Below are 16,908 nucleotides of genomic sequence, written 5' to 3' on the forward strand. Positions count from 1 at the left end.
TTTCCAAGTGTAAATATTATCGACAGTAAACAAGCTGGTGGAACCAAGTAGAGCTGTTTACAACACACGGCGGTAAGTAGCGCGCACCAGTTCGCGGTCGCCGCAATCGAAGTGCCACCATTCGGTATTGATGCCGAAGAAGCCGGCGGCAAGCATGCCTTCGCGCAGCAGGCGGCGGTTGGCCAGCTGCTGCTCCGTGAGCTCGCCAGTGCGCAGGAAGCCTTCTTCCAGCGCCGGATGCGACAGCTCGGTCATGTCGTCGAAACCGGTGCCCATGTCGAGTTCGCGCCCCGTTTCATCGAGCAGGGTGATGTCGAGCGCCATGCCGTAGGAGTGGATCGAGCCGCGCGCCGGATTGGCCAGGTACATCTGCAGGCCGGTGCCCTCCAACGCATCCCACAGCTGCTGCTGCACGCGCTGCGGACGCAGGGCGTCCAGCACCAGGGGGGTGTGGCCGGGGCGGCGTTCCTTGAGCCAGGCGACGAAGCGTTCCAGCGCCGCGGCGGCATCGACGTGCAGCCAGGCGCAATCGTAGGGCGAATATAGGTCGCGTCCGACGAAGTTGTTGGGGCTCGCGTAGCGCAGGTCGATCGCGATCCCGTCGATGCTGGTGAGGTGGCGGAATTCAGGGCTGCCGGCGATGTCTTCGCTGGCGACGGTCAGGGTCATGAAGAAGCTTTTTCGAGACAGGCGCGCGCGGTCGCGCCGATACAGTTGGCCAGCTCGCGCGCCCCGTGCGACAAGGGGGAATGGCTGGCGCTCAGCAGATACAGGTGGACCGGCATCGCCGGCGACCACTGGCGGCACTGCACCTTGGCCGGGTCGGCCGAGGCGGCGGTGAACGGATCGAGCACGGCCACGCCGGCCCCGGCTTCGACCAGCGAACGGGCGATCTGGTAGGTCTGCACCACCGTGTGGTAGACCGGCTGCACGCCCTGCGCCTCGCAGGCGGCGACCACGATCTCGCCCAGCGGATCGCCGTCGGTCAGGCCGATCAGTTCGCCCGTCAGGCCGTCGGCGGTGAAAGGCTTGGCCAGTTCGTCCGCGCTCCAGGTGCCGGCGGGCGCCATCACGGTAAGGTTGCCGTGCGCGATCGGCTCGGCCACGATACCGGGGTGGCGTGGGTCCTGCAGCGACAGGGCCAGGTCAGCTTCACCCAGGCGCAGCGCGTTCACGATCTCGCTGGTGTGGTGGGTAGCCAGTTCGCAGCGCGCCTGCGGGAAGTCGCGGCGCCATACCGTCATCGCCTGCGGCAGCACGCTGATCGCAATGGTCGGCGTCGACACCAGGCGCACGGTTTCAACCGCGCGGCCCTTCAGGCTGGCGGCCAGGCGGCGGATGCCCTGCAGGTCGCGGTTCAGCTTCTCGGTCTCGGCGAACAGGCGGTGCGCTTCCGGCTTCGGATACAGCTTGCCGCGCACGCGCTCGAACAGCGGCATGCCCAGCTGGAGCTCGGCATGCTGCAGGACTTTCGTCACCGCCGGCTGCGAGATGTGGAGAACCTGGGCGGCACCGCTGATGGTGCCGACCTGCATGATGGCGTGGAAAACTTCGATATGGCGCAGGCGCATCGCTTCATCCTTCAGTCAAGACGTCCGCGCGCACGGCGCGGATTTTGCGAAGGATACAGGGAAAACCCGGCTGCGGCGACCATCACGGCGTGTTCACCACAGGACCCGCCGGCGCCACGGGCGGCGTGGCCGGAGTCGGCACCGGCGTCGGCACGGCCGGCGTCGGAACCGGCACCGGAGCCGCAGGCGCGGGCGCCGTTTCCGGCACCACCGGCGCCGGCGGGGTGGCAGGCGGCAGCGGCGGCACGGGCGTGGTGATCATGGGCGTCGTCACGACGGGCAGTGGCGCATTCGCCGGCGTGGTCAATACCTCGAGCAGGCTTGCCGTTTCGGCATCCGGGTTGCCGGCGAAATCGGCCGGGCGGTATTTCATCTGGAAGGCCTGCAGTACGGTGCGGGTCTGCTGGTCCAGCACACCGGTCTGCTGGATGCCGTAGCCGTGGGTGGCCAGCTTGCGCTGGAACCAGGCGACGTCCGGCAGGGTCGCGTCGAAAATCGGACGCACCAGGGCGACGCGGTTCGCGTCCGGCCACAGCACCAGGCCTTCCTGGGCCAGGCGCGCCCACGGGAACAGCGGACCCGGGTCCTGCTTGCGCTGCGGGGCGATGTCGCTGTGGCCAAGGACGTTCTCGGGCGCGATGCCATGGCGCTGGACGATGTCCTTCAGCAGCGGCAGCAGGGCATCCATCTGGGCCTGCGGGAAGGGGTAGAACAGGCGGCTGCCGTCCGGGTTGACGGTAAAGCCCGGGTTGACGATCTCGATGCCGATCGAGCTGTTGTTCAGCTGCGTGAAATTCTTCCAGCTCGACACGCCGGCATGGTAGGCGGCCCGGTTCTCGTCCACCAGGCGGTAGATGACCGGCTGCGTGTGGTTCGTGACGAGATAGTGAGCGCTCACCTGTTGCTCGGTCAGAATCTTGATCGAGGTCGGGTTATCGGACACCGTGTAGTGCAGCACCAGGAAGCGCGCACGGCTCGACTGGCCCTTGGCATTGTAGGTAGTGTCGATCTTCGGTCCGATCGGACCGGTGGCGCAGCCGGCCAGCAGGGCCAGGATGACGGGGACGAGCAGGTTTTTCATCGGTGTAGCAATCATTATGGAGGTGAAGGATTGGGATGCTGGGCGTCCGCTGCCGCCAGCCGCGCGGCGGCGTAATGGGCGCGCACACCGGTCTGGCTCAGGATGGTATCCGGCGGCAGGGCCGCGCGCATGGTTTCGACGATCACCGGGTGCAGCTCGGCGGCGCGGCCGGCCAGCGCCACCGGACGCGGACCGAAGCGGCTGACCAGGGCTTGCGCCAGGCGCGCCAGTTCGTGGCCCGCCTCGCGCAGGATGGCGGCGGCGGCCGGATCGCGCTCGGCGGTGGCGGCGACCGCGATCGCCAGCTTGCCGACTTCGCCGCGTTCGCGGCCATAGATGAACTGGCGCGAGAACGACCAGTCCGAGCCGCCCACGTGCTGGAACACGGCATGCGCCATCGGCGAGCTTTCCCAGGCGCCCGGGCATTCGTCCTCGCGGCGCCAGATGTGGCGCAGGGCTTCGCGCGCGATCCAGAAGCCGCCGCCGCCGTCGTCCAGCACCACCCCGCGCCCGCCGGCGCGATGAAAGCCATGGTGCTCGTCGATGAAGGCGCCGATCGAACCGGTGCCCGAGTACACCAGGTAACCCTCGCCCGGCCGGAAGCTGGCGAGGTAGGCGATCTCGATGTCGTTGCTCAGCACGATGGCTTTCGGGGCCAGTCCGAGCAACGCGCCCAGGCTTTGCTGCAGCGGGCCGCCATCGCCCCCGTATCCGGTCACGCCGGCGCGCACCGCCAGCGGACGCCCGTGCGCCAGCACGTCGCGCGTGATCGCTTCAAACGTCGCCTGCACCGTTTCGCGCCCTTCGGCGCTGCCCATCTGCAGGGCGGACAGGCCGCCCACCGTGCCTTCGGCAACGATACGGCCCCCGGCCGCCGCGAGGGCCCAGCGGGTCTGGGTGCCGCCGGCGTCGATGCCGAGGCCGAGGTGTTGGTCTTGCAGTTCGGGAGTATGCATGGCCCGTTCGTGTAATGAATAAAGCGGATGAAGCTAGGATATCAAGGCTTGCGCCATGCCTGCACGCGCGCACCTTCGATGCCGAGGCGATCGACCGCGCTGACCACCACCAGGTCGGCGGCGCCCAGCTTCGCGTCGTCCGGCACGGTATGGTCCACGCGCGCGGCCGGCACGGTCGAGAAGCGCCATTCGCCGCCATGGCGCGCCCACACCGCATACTGCGTGGTGGCCTTGCCCGCCTTGAGCGACAGCTGTACGCCGTCCTTGCTGCGCTTCGCGGCAACCTGCGGCCGGCCCGGACCCGCGCTGCCCAGCCAGGGCGTGGCAGGTACCAGCACCTGGCCCTGGTAGGTGGTGGCGCGCAGCTGGTCGCTGATGCCCTTGCGGTTCTGGGTGAGCGCGGCCATGCTGAAGTGGACGTGGCCGGTCGACAGCGGGCGCGCACGCGTCAGCGCGATCTGGTCCAGGATCTCCTTCGGCTCGTAGTTCAGGGTCGGCGGCGCCGCGCCGATGCGGCTGGTGAACAGGCCCGGCCACATGTGGCGGCCCTGCGGGTTCTGCGAAATCCAGTAATCGAGCAGCACCGGATAGGACTGGGCGGTCTGGGCGATCGGCCAGTACAGCTGCGGCACGAAGTAGTCGACCCAGCCCTTTTCCAGCCACAGCTCGGCATCGGCATACAGCTTGTCGTACTGCGAGAAGCCCGAGATGCCCGGCGGGCGGCGGTCCGGACGGCCCATGCCGAAGGGGCTGATGCCCACGCGCACCCAGCTCTTCTCGCGGTGCACGCCCTTGTACATGGCTTCGATCAGGCGGTTGACGTTGTCGCGGCGCCAGGAGGCGCGATCGAGCTTGCCGCCGCCCGCCAGGTAGCGTTCCCAGGCCGGGCCGTCCGGGAAATCGAGTTCCTTGGCGACCGGCTTGCCGTTGCCGTCCAGCGCCTGCGCATTGCCGGCGACTTCCGGCGCGGCGATCGGGTACGGGTAGAAGTAGTCGTCGATGTGCACGCCGTCGATGTCGTAGCGGCGCACCACGTCGAGGATCACGTCCATGGTCTGCTTCGACGCCGCTTCCTCGGCCGGGTCCATCCACAGGAACTTCCCGTAGCGCTTGACCGCGTGCGGGAGGGTGTTGGTGATGTGGTTCGGGGCCGCCGGGGAACGGGCATTGTCGTGGCGCGCACGGTAGGGGTTGAACCAGGCATGCAGCTCGAGGCCGCGCGCATGCGCTTCCTTGACCCAGAACGCCAGCGGGTCGTACATGGGCGAAGGCGCCTTGCCCTGGGCGCCCGTCAGGTACTCGGTCCAGGGTTCGATCGGCGACGGATAGATCGCATCGGCCGCCGGGCGCACCTGCAGCACGATGGCGTTCAGGTTCAGGCTGACGGCGCGGTCGAGGATGGCAATCGCTTCCGCCTGCTGCTGCGCGGCAGGCAGGCCCGGCTTGGTCGGCCAGTCGATGTTGGCCACGGTCGAGACCCAGGCGGCGCGGAATTCGCGCGGCGCCGGCGGCGGGGTGTCGGCGCCGCCCATGCTGCCACCAGGGGCGGTCGGCTGCGTGCCGCAGGCGGTGAGCAGGCCGGCCATGGCCAGGGCGCCGCTCATCGCGCCCAGGGCGCCGAGCGTGAACGCGCGTTTTTTCAGGTTGGGTTTCAAATCCGCTCCTTGATTGTTGTTCTAGACTTTGACGAACCACCGCTTGCGCCACATGCCGTACGCGATCGCGAACATGCAGGCGTTGAAGAGGATGGCGTATAACAGCGAGGTGTTGGCAGGGCCGATCGGCAGCGCCTTGATCGGTGCGTACAGCATGCCTCCGAGCGCGAGCTGGCTGCCGTCCGGCTGGTCCAGCTTGATAAAGCCGAGCATCTTGGCGACGAAGCCGGAGAACGCAAAGATGAACAGCGCATTCATGCCGTAGATGATGAAGGGCCTGGCCCAGACCGCGGCGCGCTCGCGCACGAAGGCATGCGGGTTGGCGTCGAGCAGCCAGTAGAACATGCCGAAGGCGAGCAGCGCCCAGCCGGTCATCCACAGGCAGTAGGACACCGTCCATAGGCTTTTATTGATCGGCATGAGCACGGCGTCCAGGCTGGAACCGAGGCCCAGGAACACCAGGCCGGCGAACAGCATCCACACGGTCTGCTCGATGCGCGGCAGCGTCGATGCCAGTACGCGTCCGGCCAGCACGCCGAACAGCTGGCTGCACAGGGCCGGGATGGTGCTGACCAGGCCTTCCGGATCCCAGGTCTTCGCCTGCACCCACAGGTGGCCATCCAGCAGCATGCGGTCGATCCAGGCGCCGAAGTCCTTGCCCGGTTCGAGCACGCCGGCCCCGATGCCGGGCACCGGCACCCACAGCATCAGCACCGAATACAGCACCAGCAGCAGCGCGATCACGGCCAGCTGCGCGCGCCAGCGCAGGTAGACCACCACCGGCGCGGCCAGCAGCGTGCACAGGGCGATGCGCTGCAGGACGCCCGGGATGCGCACGTGCTCGAAGTCGAAGCGCGGGATCAGGTTGAGCAGGAAGCCGATCAGGAAGATCAGCGCGGCGCGTCTGGCCAGCTTGAGCAGCAGGCGCGGTTTGTCGGCGCCGGCTTGCGCCAGGCGGCCCAGCGACAGCGTCATCGCGACGCCGCCGATGAACAGGAAGAAGGGGAAGATGCAGTCCGTGAAGGTCCAGCCGTTCCACTTGGCGTGGGCCAGCTGGGCATGCAGGTTGCCCCAGTCACCGGGATTATTCACGAGCACCATGGCGGCGATGGTGAATCCGCGGAAGGCGTCGAGCGAGGTCAGGCGCACCGGTGCATCGCGCATTGCTGCGTTGTCTCCATTTTCATTGTTATCGCTGGCGTGTCCGCCGTCCTCGTAGGGTGGCGGCTATGCCGCCCACGCGGTGATCGTTAGCGGCTGAATGACGCACTGATGCCGTCACTGCCAGCTGACCGCGTGGGCGGGAAACCCGCCCACCCTACTTCTTGCCAAACTCGGGGTCGATCTTCACGAGGGCCGCCATGATGAAGGCGGGGACCGTGGACAGGCAGGCCCAGATGAAGAAGTGCTTGTAGCCCAGGTATTCCTGCAGGTCGCCACTCCACATGCCCGGCACCATCATCCCCAGGGCCATGAAGCCGGTGCAGATCGCGTAGTGGGCGGTCTTGTGCTCGCCCTCGCAGACCATGATCATGTACAGCAGCATCGCGGTGAAGCCGAAGCCGTAGCCGAACTGCTCGATCGCCAGCGCGGTGCAGACCACGGCGAAGCTGGTCGGCTGGGTCTGCGACAGGTAGACGAACACCAGGTCCGGCAGGTGGATTGCGAACACCATCACCCACAGGCAGCGCTTCAGGCCGAGGCGCGAGATCAGGTAGCCGCCGGCCAGGCCGCCCATGGTGAGGAAGGCGATGCCGATGGTGCCGTAGGCGATTCCGTACTGCTCGGTGGTGAGGCCCAGGCCACCCGCGGCCAGCGGGTCCTTCAGGAAGGGCGCCACCAGCTTCAGGAGCTGGGCTTCGCCCAGGCGGAAGGTCAGGATGAAGCCGAGGATCAGCCAGATGTCGCGCTTGCGGAAGAACAGGGCAAAGGTGACGAAGAAGTCGCGCAGCGGGTTGCTGCTGCCGGCCACCTTGTGGTCGCTGTCCGGCTTGGGCAGGATCGTCCCGTGCCACAGGAAAGCCACGAAGAACAGGGCGGCGAGCACGTAGAACACGATCGCCCAGGCCTGGTTGACGTCACCCAGCTGGTGCGCCAGGTAACCGGCCAGCACTACCAGCGGACCTTGCACCGACAGCGTCGCCAAGCGGTAGAAGGTCGAGCGCACGCCGACGAAAGCCGCCTGCTGCTGCTGGCGCAGGCCGAGCATGTAGAAGCCGTCGGCCGAGATGTCGTGGGTGGCGGAAGCGAAGGCCATCACCCACATCACGGCCAGGCTGGCGATGAAGAAGTTCGGCAGGTGCAGGGTCATGCCCACCGCGACCAGCGAAGCGGCGACGCCCAGCTGCAGCAGCACGGTCCAGCGGCGCTTGGTGCCGAACATGTCGACGATGGGCGACCACAGGGGCTTGATCACCCAAGGGAGGTACAGCAGGCTGGTATAGAAGGCGATGTCGGAGTTCGACACGCCCATGTCCTTGTACATGATGACCGACAGGCTCATCACCACTACATAGGGGATGGCCTGGGAAAAATACAGGGAAGGTATCCACGTCCAGGGACTTGACTGCGACGGGCCGGCCTGCTGCGGGCCGGAAGTTGACGGACGTTTGTCGAGCGAAGTCTGCATAAGTCTTTCGTGGTCGGCAGCTGCGGCGCGCATCGGATGCGCGCCGGGCGCGGATTACGCGATGGCGTCGCGCACGCTGCCGTGCGCCGCTTCCAGGAGCGCCTGCGCCTGCTCGACACTGATTTGTTTGGTCAAGGCCACCACCGCGGTCTTGACGTGGTAGCCGCACTGCTCCAGCACCGCCTGCGCGGCCGCTTCGTCGGCGCCGGTGGCGAACACGGTCAGACGGATGGCGCGTCGCACCAGCTTGGCGTTGGTAGCGCGGAAGTCTACCATCAGGTTACCGTACACCTTGTTCAAACGCACCATCAGGCCGCTGGAAAAGGTGTTCAGCGCGATCTTCTGCGAGGTGCCGGCCTTCAGGCGGGTGGAACCGGAGATCATTTCCGGTCCGGTGTCGAGCACGATGCCGATCTCCGCTTCGCTTGCCACCGGCGCGTCGGCGTTGTTGGAAAATCCGATGGTCAGGGCACCCGCCGCCCGCGCGGCGCGCAACGCGCCCAGTACATACGGGGTGAAGCCCGAGGCGGCCAGCAGAAGCACGACGTCGCCCGCTTCGACCTTGACGCTCGCGAGGTCGGCGGCGCCCTGCTCGACATCGTCCTCGGCGCCTTCGACCGCGACGAACATCGCACTCTCGCCGCCGGCCAGCAGGGCCACGGCGCGCCCGTGTGGCCAGGAAAAGGTCGGATTCAGTTCGACGCTGTCGAGCACGCCGAGGCGGCCCGAGGTGCCGGCGCCGACGTAGATCAGGCGTCCGCCCGCTTCGATGCGCGGCAGCGCCGCGGTGATGGCGGCGGCGATGCGGGGACCGGCGGCGCGGACCGCGTCGACGGCCTTGACCTGGTCGTCGACCAGGACGTTGACCAGGTCCTCGGTTGGATACTGGTCGAGGGTTGCGTGGTCCTGGGCCGGGGTTTCGGTTTTCAGCATTGCCGTATCTTCTAGGTGCGGAGTGATCGATGAAACCAGTGTAATACCAATCGATCCGGGTGGCTTATGAAAGCTGCACCCTTCATCATGCCGAAAAGTTATGCTGGTCTACGCAACTCGGCGACGAAATCGTAGTGGTCACTCAGGCAGTACGAGTGGGTGAGCTCCACCGGCTCGCCCGATTCCAGGTAGCCCACGCGCGTAATGAACAGCACCGCGCGCCCTTCCGGCACGTCCAGGCGCGCCGCCAGTTCCTGCGGGGCGTTCATCGCGCGCAGGTGCTGCAGCGCGCGCACTGGCATGTGTCCGGTCTTCGCCAGGTGGGCGTACAGCGAACCGCCCACGTTCTCGGGACGCGGCAGCACGGTGGCCGGGATCACGCTCACTTCGTAGGCCATTACCACCCCGTCGGCCAGGCGCAGGCGCTCCAGGCGCGCCACCCGCGTGTTCGGCGACAGGCCCAGCGACAGCTGCTCGTCGGCGTCGGCCTGCACCACCTCGCGCCGCAGCCAGTGGCTGCTCGGGGTATAGCCGCGCTGCTGCAGCTGTTCGGAAAAGCTCGACAAGTCCGACAGCGGCTGCTCGATGCGCGGCGCAATGTAATTACCCGATCCGCGCCGCCGCACCACCAGGCCCTGGTCCACCAGCTGGTCGATCGCCTTGCGCGCCGTGACCCGCGAGACGTCGAGCTGCTCGGACAGCGTACGCTCCGAAGGCAGGGCCTGGTCGGCCTGGTAGCGGCCCTCGCGCACGTCCTGTGCGAGCTTGCGCGCCAGCTGCATGTACAGTGGCGAATTGTCGTTCAGGTCGACCTGGAAGGCAGGGGGGCTTGTCGTCATCGGTTCGGATCAGGGTGTCGCACAAAGTGTAATGGCAACATTGGCCCGCGACACAGAGTGGTCCATGAAAAAGCTTTGTATATGCATTCTTATTGCTTATAAGCATACCACTTGATACCAATATAAAAGGGTTATGCCAAGGCCACGGCTATTCATTTGGCAATCCTTCCTGCCACTCCGTATGCTCATCCGACCACCTTACATGCTTCACAAATAACAAGCCCCGAGGGCGAAGAGGAGACCGGATGAACGAGCGCAGGCGAACCTTGCTGGGCATGGCCCTGCTGGGCGCGGTCGAGCCCCTGTTCGCGGCCCCGCCCTCGTCCACCCGCCCGCACGGGGCGCTCGACGCCGAATTGGCGGCGGTGGCGAACGATCCCGCGCTGCAGCTGGCCAGCCTGTCGGTGCTGGCTATCCGCGGCGGCCAGCCGGTCTACGAAGGCGCTTTCGGCCGCCGCTTCATTGGTAATGGGGTCCTGCCGGACAAGCCGGCCACGCCCGCAACCCTGTACCGCATCGCCTCGATCTCCAAGATGATGACCACGCTGGGCCTGATGCGCCTGGTGGAAGCGGGCAAAGTCGATCTCGACGCCGACGTCTCCGACTACCTGGGCTTCAGCCTGCGCAACCCGCACTTCCCCAGCCAGGCGATCACGCTGCGCACCCTGCTCACCCATACCTCTTCGCTGCGCGACGAAGGCGGCTATTCCTGGCCCTTCGCCACCGCGCTGAAGGATGTGCTGGTGCCGGGCGCACCCTTGTACGGCGAAGGAAAAATGTGGTCGACCCGCGCCGGCCCGGGCGCCTACTTCACTTACTGTAACCTCGGCTGGGGCGTGATCGGCACCCTGATGGAGCGCGTGACGGGCGAGCGCTTCGACCTGCTGATGCAGCGCCTGCTGCTGCAGCCGCTCGGCATTGTGGCCGGCTACAACGTCTCGATGCTGCCGCCGGCAGCGCTCGACAACCTGGCCACGCTGTACCGCAAGCGCACCACGGATACCGAAATCTGGAATGCCGACGGGCCCTGGATCGCCCAGGTCGACGACTATTCGATGAAACCGCCGGCGCCGCCCGCCGGCATCGCCAGCTACGTCCCGGGCACCAATGCCACGCCCTTCAGCCCCACCGGCGGCCTGCGCATCTCGGCGCGCGACATGGGCGTGGTCATGCGCATACTGATGAATGGCGGCGTGCACGGCGATGGCCGTTACGGGATGCGCCTGTTCCAGGCCGCGACCCTGGCACGCATGTTCGCGCGCCACTGGACCATCGATGCCACCGGCAGCAACGGCGATTCGCTGGGAGGCTTCTTCCCGGCCTGGGGCCTGGGCAACGCCCAGTTCCCGGACCGTCCCGGCAGCTGCCTGGTCGAAGGCGGCGGTTTCGATGCGGTCGGCCACTCGGGCGACGCCTATGGCCTGCGCTCCGTGTTCGCCGCGGATCTGGCGCGCGGCGACGGCATGATCATGCTGGTGGGCGGTCCTTCGTCCGACCCGGAACTGCAGAAGGGCCGCTATTCGGCGCGGGCGCGCTTCGAAGAACGGATTCTCACGGCCCTGTACCGCTATGCCATCCTCGGCCAACAGGCGGCAACGTGACCCAAATGCGCACATATATTCCGGTTATGGCGCTTGGCGCGACTTTCATTGGCCGTGTTGCGGCCGAGCGCCTAAGCTCAACCCTCAAATTCAATAAAAAGAGTGCAGGATGCAGCAGCAAGTAATTGTCATCGGTGGCGGCGTGGTCGGCCTGACCTCGGCCTGGTGGCTGGCCGAAGCCGGCTACCGCGTCACCGTCCTCGAACGCGCGGAAGTCGGCAACGGCTCCAGCTACGGCAACGGCGGGCAGCTCAGCTACCGCTACGTCTCGCCCCTGGCCGACGAAGGGGTGCCGCTGAAGGCGCTGCAGTGGATGTTCCAGGACACCGGCCCGCTGCACTTCCGCCCCGAGGCCGACCTGCGCCAGTACCGCTGGCTGGCCAGCTTCCTCGCCCACTGCCGCGCCGACGTCAACCGCAAGACCACGGCCAAGCTGCTCGAACTGGGCGAACTGTCGCGCCAGGGCATGAAGCAGCTCGAACTCATCATCCCGCTCGAGGAATTCGAATGGCGCGACGCCGGCAAGCTGGTGGTCTACCGTTCGCGCGACGTGTTTGAACGAGCGGCGGGCAAGGCCGGCGCCGGCGAGATCCTGTCGGCCGCCGACTGCGCCGCGCGCGAACCCTCGCTCGCCGCGGCCGAACCGCTGCTGGCCGGCGGTATCTACAACAGCGGCGAAGCCGTGGCCGACTGCCACGCCTTCTGCCTGGCGCTGGCCTCGCGCCTGCGCGCCCACCAGAACTTCCAAGGCTTCGTCAACGCCGAGGCGCGCCGCCTGCTGGCCGACAATGGCCGCATTACGGGCATCGAGACGGATACCGGCACCATCGCCGCCGACAGCTACGTGCTGGCGGCCGGCATCCAGAGCCGCACCCTGTCCGATACGGTCGGCGTTACGCTGCCGCTGTACCCGCTCAAGGGCTACAGCCTGACCGCGCCGATCCGCGAGGACGACGTGGCGCCGGAAATCAGCGTTACCGACTTCGAACGCAAGGTGCTGTACGCCCGCATCGGCAACAAGCTGCGCGTGGCCGCCATGGTCGACATGGTCGGCGAAGACCTGAGCCACAACGCCAAGCGGGTGGATGGGCTGACCCGCCAGGTGAAGGAAACCATGCCGCGCGCGGCCGACTATTCGAAGATCTCGGTGTGGGCCGGGCTGCGCCCCGCCACCCCGAGCAGCGCCCCGATCATCGGCGCCACCCCCTACGGCAACCTGTGGCTGAACGTGGGCCACGGCCCGCTCGGCTTCACCTTTGCCTGCGGCAGCGCGAGCCTGCTGGCGGGGGCGATGAAGGGCGAGGCGCCGCCGTTCGCACTCGACGGGCTGACCCTGCGCGGCTGATGGCCGCAGCCGTCTCCGCCTCCAAAATGGCGGAATTATCCGCCATACCGAAATGGCGGATAATGACGGCCATGTCCAAAACGACCACGCTCGACGCCTGCCCCTGCGGCGGGCCGTCCCTGGCCGCCTGCTGCGGTCCCTTCATTCTCGGTGAAGCCCTGCCGCCCACGGCGGAGGCGCTGATGCGCTCGCGCTATACGGCCTACACCCAGAAAAACGAGCCTTACCTGCTTGCTACCTGGCACGCTTCTACCCGTCCGACCGAACCGATCATTGATGAGAAAGAGCCAATCCGCTGGCTCGGACTTGAGGTAAAATCTGCTTTACGTTTACGTCAACGTAAAGTAGATTTGCCGGACGATCCAGACAGCGATACCGTCGAATTCGTCGCCCGTTTCAAGGTGGGCGGACGGGCGCACCGGCTGCACGAAGTGAGCCGTTTCCTGCGCGAACCGGACCCCGAGACCGGGGTGAAGCGCTGGTATTACGTGGACGGCAGTTTCCCAAAATAAAGAGACATAGAGGACGGCAATGCCCCAGATCGAGAGCAAACTGAACCCACGCGGCGAGGACTTCAAGGCGAATGCCGCGGCCATGCAAGCCGTCGTCGATGACCTGCGCGCCAAAGTGGCCCAGATGGCCCAGGGCGGCGGTGAAGCGGCGAGCGCCAAGCATGTCGCACGTGGCAAGCTGCTGCCGCGCGACCGCGTGCAGATGCTGCTCGACCCGGGCACGCCCTTCCTCGAATTCTCCCAGCTGGCAGCCTACGAGATGTACGACGGCGCCGCGCCAAGCGCCGGCATCATCACCGGCATCGGCCGCATCAAAGGCCAGGAATGCGTGATCGTCTGTAACGACGCCACCGTTAAGGGCGGCACCTACTACCCGATGACGGTGAAAAAGCACCTGCGCGCCCAGGAGATCGCCGAACAGAACCACCTGCCCTGCATCTACCTGGTCGACTCGGGCGGCGCCAACCTGCCGAACCAGGACGACGTGTTCCCGGACCGCGACCACTTCGGCCGCATCTTCTACAACCAGGCGAACCTGTCCGCCAAGGGCATCCCGCAGATCGCGGTGGTGATGGGCTCCTGCACCGCGGGCGGCGCCTACGTGCCGGCGATGAGCGACGAATCGATCATCGTCAAGGAACAGGGCACGATTTTCCTGGGCGGCCCACCGCTGGTGAAGGCGGCGACCGGCGAAGTCGTGACCGCCGAAGACCTGGGCGGGGGCGACGTCCACACCCGACTGTCGGGCGTGGCAGACCACCTGGCCCAGAACGACCTGCACGCCCTGTCGCTGGCGCGCACCATCGTGTCGAACCTGAACCGCGTGAAGCCGGTCCAGGGTGCCCTGCGCGAGAGCGTGGAGCCCAAGTACGCGCCGGAAGAACTGTACGGCGTGATCCCGGTCGACACCCGCAAGCCCTTCGACGTGCGCGAAGTGATCGCGCGCGTGGTCGACGGCAGCGAATTCGACGAGTTCAAGGCGCGCTACGGCACCACGCTGGTGTGCGGCTTCGCCCACATCTATGGCATGAAGGTCGGCATCATCGCCAACAACGGCATCCTGTTCTCGGAATCGGCCCTGAAGGGCACCCACTTCATCGAGCTGTGCTGCCAGCGCAAGATCCCGCTGGTGTTCCTGCAGAACATCACCGGCTTCATGGTCGGCCGCAAGTACGAGAACGAAGGCATCGCCCGCAACGGCGCCAAGATGGTGACGGCAGTTGCCACCGCCTCGGTGCCGAAGTTCACCGTGATCATCGGCGGCTCCTTCGGCGCCGGCAACTACGGCATGTGCGGCCGCGCCTTCTCGCCGCGCTTCCTGTGGATGTGGCCGAACGCGCGCATCTCGGTGATGGGCGGCGACCAGGCAGCGTCGGTGCTGGCCACCGTCAAGCGCGACGGCATCGAAGGCAAGGGCGGCCAGTGGAGTGCGGACGAAGAAGCCGCCTTCAAGCAGCCGATCAAGGAGCAGTACGAGCACCAGGGCCACCCGTATTACGCGTCGGCGCGCCTGTGGGACGACGGCGTGATCGACCCGGCCGATACCCGCACCGTGCTGGGCCTGGGTCTGTCGGCCGCGCTCAACGCGCCGATCGAAGAGACGAAGTTCGGCGTGTTCCGCATGTAAGGAGACAGACATGGAATTCCAGACCCTGACCGTCTCGATCGACGACAAGGTGGCCGCCGTCACCCTGAACCGCCCCGACCTGCGCAATGCCTTCAACGAGCACGCCATCGCCGAGCTGGCGCTGGCCTTTGACGAACTGGGACGCAACGAGCAGGTGCGCGCCATCGTGCTGGCGGCGAACGGCCCGGCCTTTTGCGCCGGCGCCGACCTGAACTGGATGAAGAAGATGGCCGGCTACTCGCACAGCGAGAACCAAGAGGATGCCGCGCGCCTGGCCGACATGCTGCGCACCATCTACCTGTGCCCGAAGCCCACCGTCGCCAAGGTGCAGGGCGACTGCTACGCCGGCGGCATGGGCCTGGTCGCGGCCTGCGACATCGTGGTTGCCAGCGACGTGGCGCACTTCTGCCTGTCCGAGGTGAAGCTGGGCCTGATCCCGGCCACCATCTCACCCTATGTCATCAAGGCCATGGGCGAGCAGGCGTCGCGCCGCTATTTCCTCACCGCCGAGCGCTTCGACGCACATGAAGCGCGCCGCATCGGCTTCGCCCATGAAGTGGTGGCAGCCGAAGAACTGGACGCCACCGTGGCCGGCATCGTGAAATCGCTGGTGACCAACAGCCCGAATGCCGTGCGCGAGGCCAAGAAGCTGGTGCGCGACGTGGTGAACCAGCCGGTCACCGACGCGCTGCTGGCGGACACCGCCAACCGCATCGCGGAAATCCGCGCTTCGCTGGAGGGCCGCGGAGGTGTCGCCTCCTTCCTCGAGAAGCGCAAGCCGACCTGGCTGAATTAAGTAACGAATATTGGATCGATTGTGAAGCAGCAGACCTCTTCCGACTGGATCGCACGCAGCCTGCGCAGCGTGTGGCACCCGTGCACCCAGATGCAGCACCACGAAGAGGTGCCGCTGATCGCGGTCAGCCATGGCAAGGGACCGTGGCTGTACGACCACGAGGGAAAGCGCTACCTGGACGGCATCAGCTCCTGGTGGGTCAACCTGTTCGGCCACGCCAACCCGCGCATCAATGCGGCGCTGAAGGACCAGCTGGACAAGCTGGAACACGCGATGCTGGCCGGCTTCACCCATGAGCCGGTAATCGAGCTGTCGGAAAAGCTGGCCGCGCTCACCGGCCACAACCTCGGCCACGCCTTCTACGCCTCGGACGGCGCCTCGGCGGTCGAGATCGCGATGAAGATGAGCTTCCACGCCTGGCGCAACGCCGGCTACCCGGGCAAGCAGGAATTCGTCTGCCTGCAGGGCAGCTACCACGGCGAGACCATCGGCGCCCTCGCCGTCACCGACGTCCCGCTGTTCAAGGACGCCTACGGCCCGCTGCTGCGCGCTTCCCACGTGGTGCCGGCGCCGGATGCGCGCAATGCCACCGAAGGAGAATCGGCCCAGGACGTGGCGAAACGCGCGATCGCGGACGTGCGCACCCTGTTCGAGGAACGCGGCGACAAGATCGCTGCCATCATCGTCGAGCCACTGGTGCAGTGCGCCACCGGCATGGCCATGTACGACCCGCTCTACCTGGAGCTGCTGCGCGAACTGTGCGACCAGCACCACGTGCACCTGATCGCCGACGAGATCGCGGTCGGCTGCGGCCGCACCGGCACCTTCTTCGCCTGCGAGCAGGCCGCCATCTGGCCCGACTTCCTGTGCTTATCAAAAGGCATCAGCGGCGGCTATCTGCCGCTGTCGCTGGTGCTCACCAGCGACGCGATCTACCAAGCCTTCTACAGCGAAGACATTACCCGCGGCTTCCTGCACTCGCACTCCTACACCGGCAACCCGCTGGCCTGCCGCGCGGCGCTCGCCACGCTGGCGATCTTCGAGGAAGACGATGTCCTGAACCGCAACCGCGAGCTGGCGACGAAACTGACCATCGCGCTGGCGCCGCTGGCCGAGCACGAGCGCACCCACCACTTCCGCCAGCGCGGCATGATCTTCGCGTTCGATGCGGTGGAGCCCGACCCGGCACGGGCCTCGACCTTCGCACGGCGCTTCTTCACGACAGCCGTCGAGAATGAACTGCTGCTGCGCCCGATCGGACGCACGGTCTACCTGATGCCGCCCTACGTGCTGGACGACGAGGAAGTCGCCGGCCTGGCCGCACGCACGCAGAAGGTCTTCGAATCGGTGATCGCGGGCTGAG

Annotated in this window: 14 protein-coding genes and 1 pseudogene; 6 read left to right on the forward strand and 9 right to left on the reverse strand. The window is 66.7% G+C overall.

The genetic code is table 11. The features are described from left to right. Positions 1-57: 57 nt before the first annotated feature. The 9 genes and pseudogenes from LK539_RS12925 to LK539_RS12965 form a co-directional block, all read right to left on the reverse strand. A complete protein-coding gene (locus LK539_RS12925; RefSeq protein ID WP_227801330.1) occupies positions 58-669 on the reverse strand; it encodes a M15 family metallopeptidase in 612 nt (203 codons plus the stop codon). Continuing rightward, a complete protein-coding gene (locus LK539_RS12930; RefSeq protein ID WP_227801331.1) occupies positions 666-1,571 on the reverse strand; it encodes a LysR family transcriptional regulator in 906 nt (301 codons plus the stop codon). The genes LK539_RS12925 and LK539_RS12930 overlap by 4 nt, the downstream gene beginning before the upstream one ends. Positions 1,572-1,872: 301 nt before the next feature. Then, positions 1,873-2,652: pseudogene (locus LK539_RS12935) on the reverse strand (N-acetylmuramoyl-L-alanine amidase); the annotation flags it as partial. Positions 2,653-2,666: 14 nt separating this feature from the next. Further along, positions 2,667-3,608 (reverse strand): N-acetylglucosamine kinase, encoded by a 942-nt coding sequence (locus tag LK539_RS12940; protein ID WP_227801332.1) that lies wholly within the window; start codon positions 3,606-3,608, stop codon positions 2,667-2,669. A gap of 41 nt (positions 3,609-3,649) precedes the next feature. Next, positions 3,650-5,263 (reverse strand): glycoside hydrolase family 10 protein, encoded by a 1,614-nt coding sequence (locus tag LK539_RS12945; protein ID WP_373889541.1) that lies wholly within the window; start codon positions 5,261-5,263, stop codon positions 3,650-3,652. 21 nt (positions 5,264-5,284) lie between these two features. Next, entirely contained in the window at positions 5,285-6,427 is a 1,143-nt protein-coding gene (locus LK539_RS12950) for an acyltransferase family protein (RefSeq protein ID WP_227801333.1), read from the reverse strand. A 154-nt stretch (positions 6,428-6,581) separates the two neighbouring features. Next, positions 6,582-7,892: an MFS transporter gene (locus tag LK539_RS12955; protein WP_227801334.1), complete on the reverse strand. Its 1,311-nt coding sequence runs from the start codon at positions 7,890-7,892 to the stop codon at positions 6,582-6,584. A 54-nt stretch (positions 7,893-7,946) separates the two neighbouring features. Continuing rightward, on the reverse strand, positions 7,947-8,825 hold the full coding sequence (locus tag LK539_RS12960; RefSeq protein WP_227801335.1) for an N-acetylmuramic acid 6-phosphate etherase: 879 nt from the start codon (positions 8,823-8,825) through the stop codon (positions 7,947-7,949). A 98-nt stretch (positions 8,826-8,923) separates the two neighbouring features. Beyond that, positions 8,924-9,664: a GntR family transcriptional regulator gene (locus LK539_RS12965; protein WP_227801336.1), complete on the reverse strand. Its 741-nt coding sequence runs from the start codon at positions 9,662-9,664 to the stop codon at positions 8,924-8,926. A 245-nt stretch (positions 9,665-9,909) separates the two neighbouring features. On the opposite strand from LK539_RS12965, the gene LK539_RS12970 reads away from it, so the two are divergent. The 6 genes from LK539_RS12970 (at position 9,910) to bioA (ending at position 16,907) form a co-directional block, all read left to right on the forward strand. After that, on the forward strand, positions 9,910-11,265 hold the full coding sequence (locus LK539_RS12970) for a serine hydrolase (protein WP_227801337.1): 1,356 nt from the start codon (positions 9,910-9,912) through the stop codon (positions 11,263-11,265). 109 nt (positions 11,266-11,374) lie between these two features. Further along, positions 11,375-12,610, forward strand: a complete 1,236-nt coding sequence (locus tag LK539_RS12975) for a D-amino acid dehydrogenase (protein WP_227801338.1) — start codon at positions 11,375-11,377, stop codon at positions 12,608-12,610. Between the two features lie 71 nt (positions 12,611-12,681). Continuing rightward, complete coding sequence (locus LK539_RS12980; RefSeq protein ID WP_227801339.1) at positions 12,682-13,122, forward strand: YchJ family protein; 441 nt, start codon at positions 12,682-12,684, stop codon at positions 13,120-13,122. Positions 13,123-13,141: 19 nt separating this feature from the next. Next, positions 13,142-14,749 (forward strand): carboxyl transferase domain-containing protein, encoded by a 1,608-nt coding sequence (locus tag LK539_RS12985; protein ID WP_227801340.1) that lies wholly within the window; start codon positions 13,142-13,144, stop codon positions 14,747-14,749. 10 nt (positions 14,750-14,759) lie between these two features. Further along, positions 14,760-15,545 (forward strand): enoyl-CoA hydratase/isomerase family protein, encoded by a 786-nt coding sequence (locus tag LK539_RS12990; RefSeq protein WP_227801341.1) that lies wholly within the window; start codon positions 14,760-14,762, stop codon positions 15,543-15,545. 21 nt (positions 15,546-15,566) lie between these two features. Beyond that, complete coding sequence (gene bioA / locus LK539_RS12995; protein ID WP_227801342.1) at positions 15,567-16,907, forward strand: adenosylmethionine--8-amino-7-oxononanoate transaminase; 1,341 nt, start codon at positions 15,567-15,569, stop codon at positions 16,905-16,907. Position 16,908: the final 1 nt, after the last annotated feature.

It is taken from the genome of Massilia sp. IC2-476 (assembly GCF_020707295.1).
In the GTDB taxonomy this organism is placed as follows: Bacteria; Pseudomonadota; Gammaproteobacteria; order Burkholderiales; family Burkholderiaceae_D; genus Telluria.

Bases quoted from the DNA above. Each gene is read 5' to 3' on its own strand.
- LK539_RS12980 (WP_227801339.1), top strand. From the start codon at position 12,682: ATGTCCAAAACGACCACGCTCGACGCCTGCCCCTGCGGCGGGCCGTCC.
- LK539_RS12940 (WP_227801332.1), bottom strand. From the start codon at position 3,608: ATGCATACTCCCGAACTGCAAGACCAACACCTCGGCCTCGGCATCGAC.
- LK539_RS12960 (WP_227801335.1), bottom strand. From the start codon at position 8,825: ATGCTGAAAACCGAAACCCCGGCCCAGGACCACGCAACCCTCGACCAG.
- LK539_RS12930 (WP_227801331.1), bottom strand. From the start codon at position 1,571: ATGCGCCTGCGCCATATCGAAGTTTTCCACGCCATCATGCAGGTCGGC.
- LK539_RS12990 (WP_227801341.1), top strand. From the start codon at position 14,760: ATGGAATTCCAGACCCTGACCGTCTCGATCGACGACAAGGTGGCCGCC.
- LK539_RS12925 (WP_227801330.1), bottom strand. From the start codon at position 669: ATGACCCTGACCGTCGCCAGCGAAGACATCGCCGGCAGCCCTGAATTC.
- LK539_RS12965 (WP_227801336.1), bottom strand. From the start codon at position 9,664: ATGACGACAAGCCCCCCTGCCTTCCAGGTCGACCTGAACGACAATTCG.
- LK539_RS12955 (WP_227801334.1), bottom strand. From the start codon at position 7,892: ATGCAGACTTCGCTCGACAAACGTCCGTCAACTTCCGGCCCGCAGCAG.
- LK539_RS12950 (WP_227801333.1), bottom strand. From the start codon at position 6,427: ATGCGCGATGCACCGGTGCGCCTGACCTCGCTCGACGCCTTCCGCGGA.
- LK539_RS12975 (WP_227801338.1), top strand. From the start codon at position 11,375: ATGCAGCAGCAAGTAATTGTCATCGGTGGCGGCGTGGTCGGCCTGACC.
- LK539_RS12985 (WP_227801340.1), top strand. From the start codon at position 13,142: ATGCCCCAGATCGAGAGCAAACTGAACCCACGCGGCGAGGACTTCAAG.
- LK539_RS12970 (WP_227801337.1), top strand. From the start codon at position 9,910: ATGAACGAGCGCAGGCGAACCTTGCTGGGCATGGCCCTGCTGGGCGCG.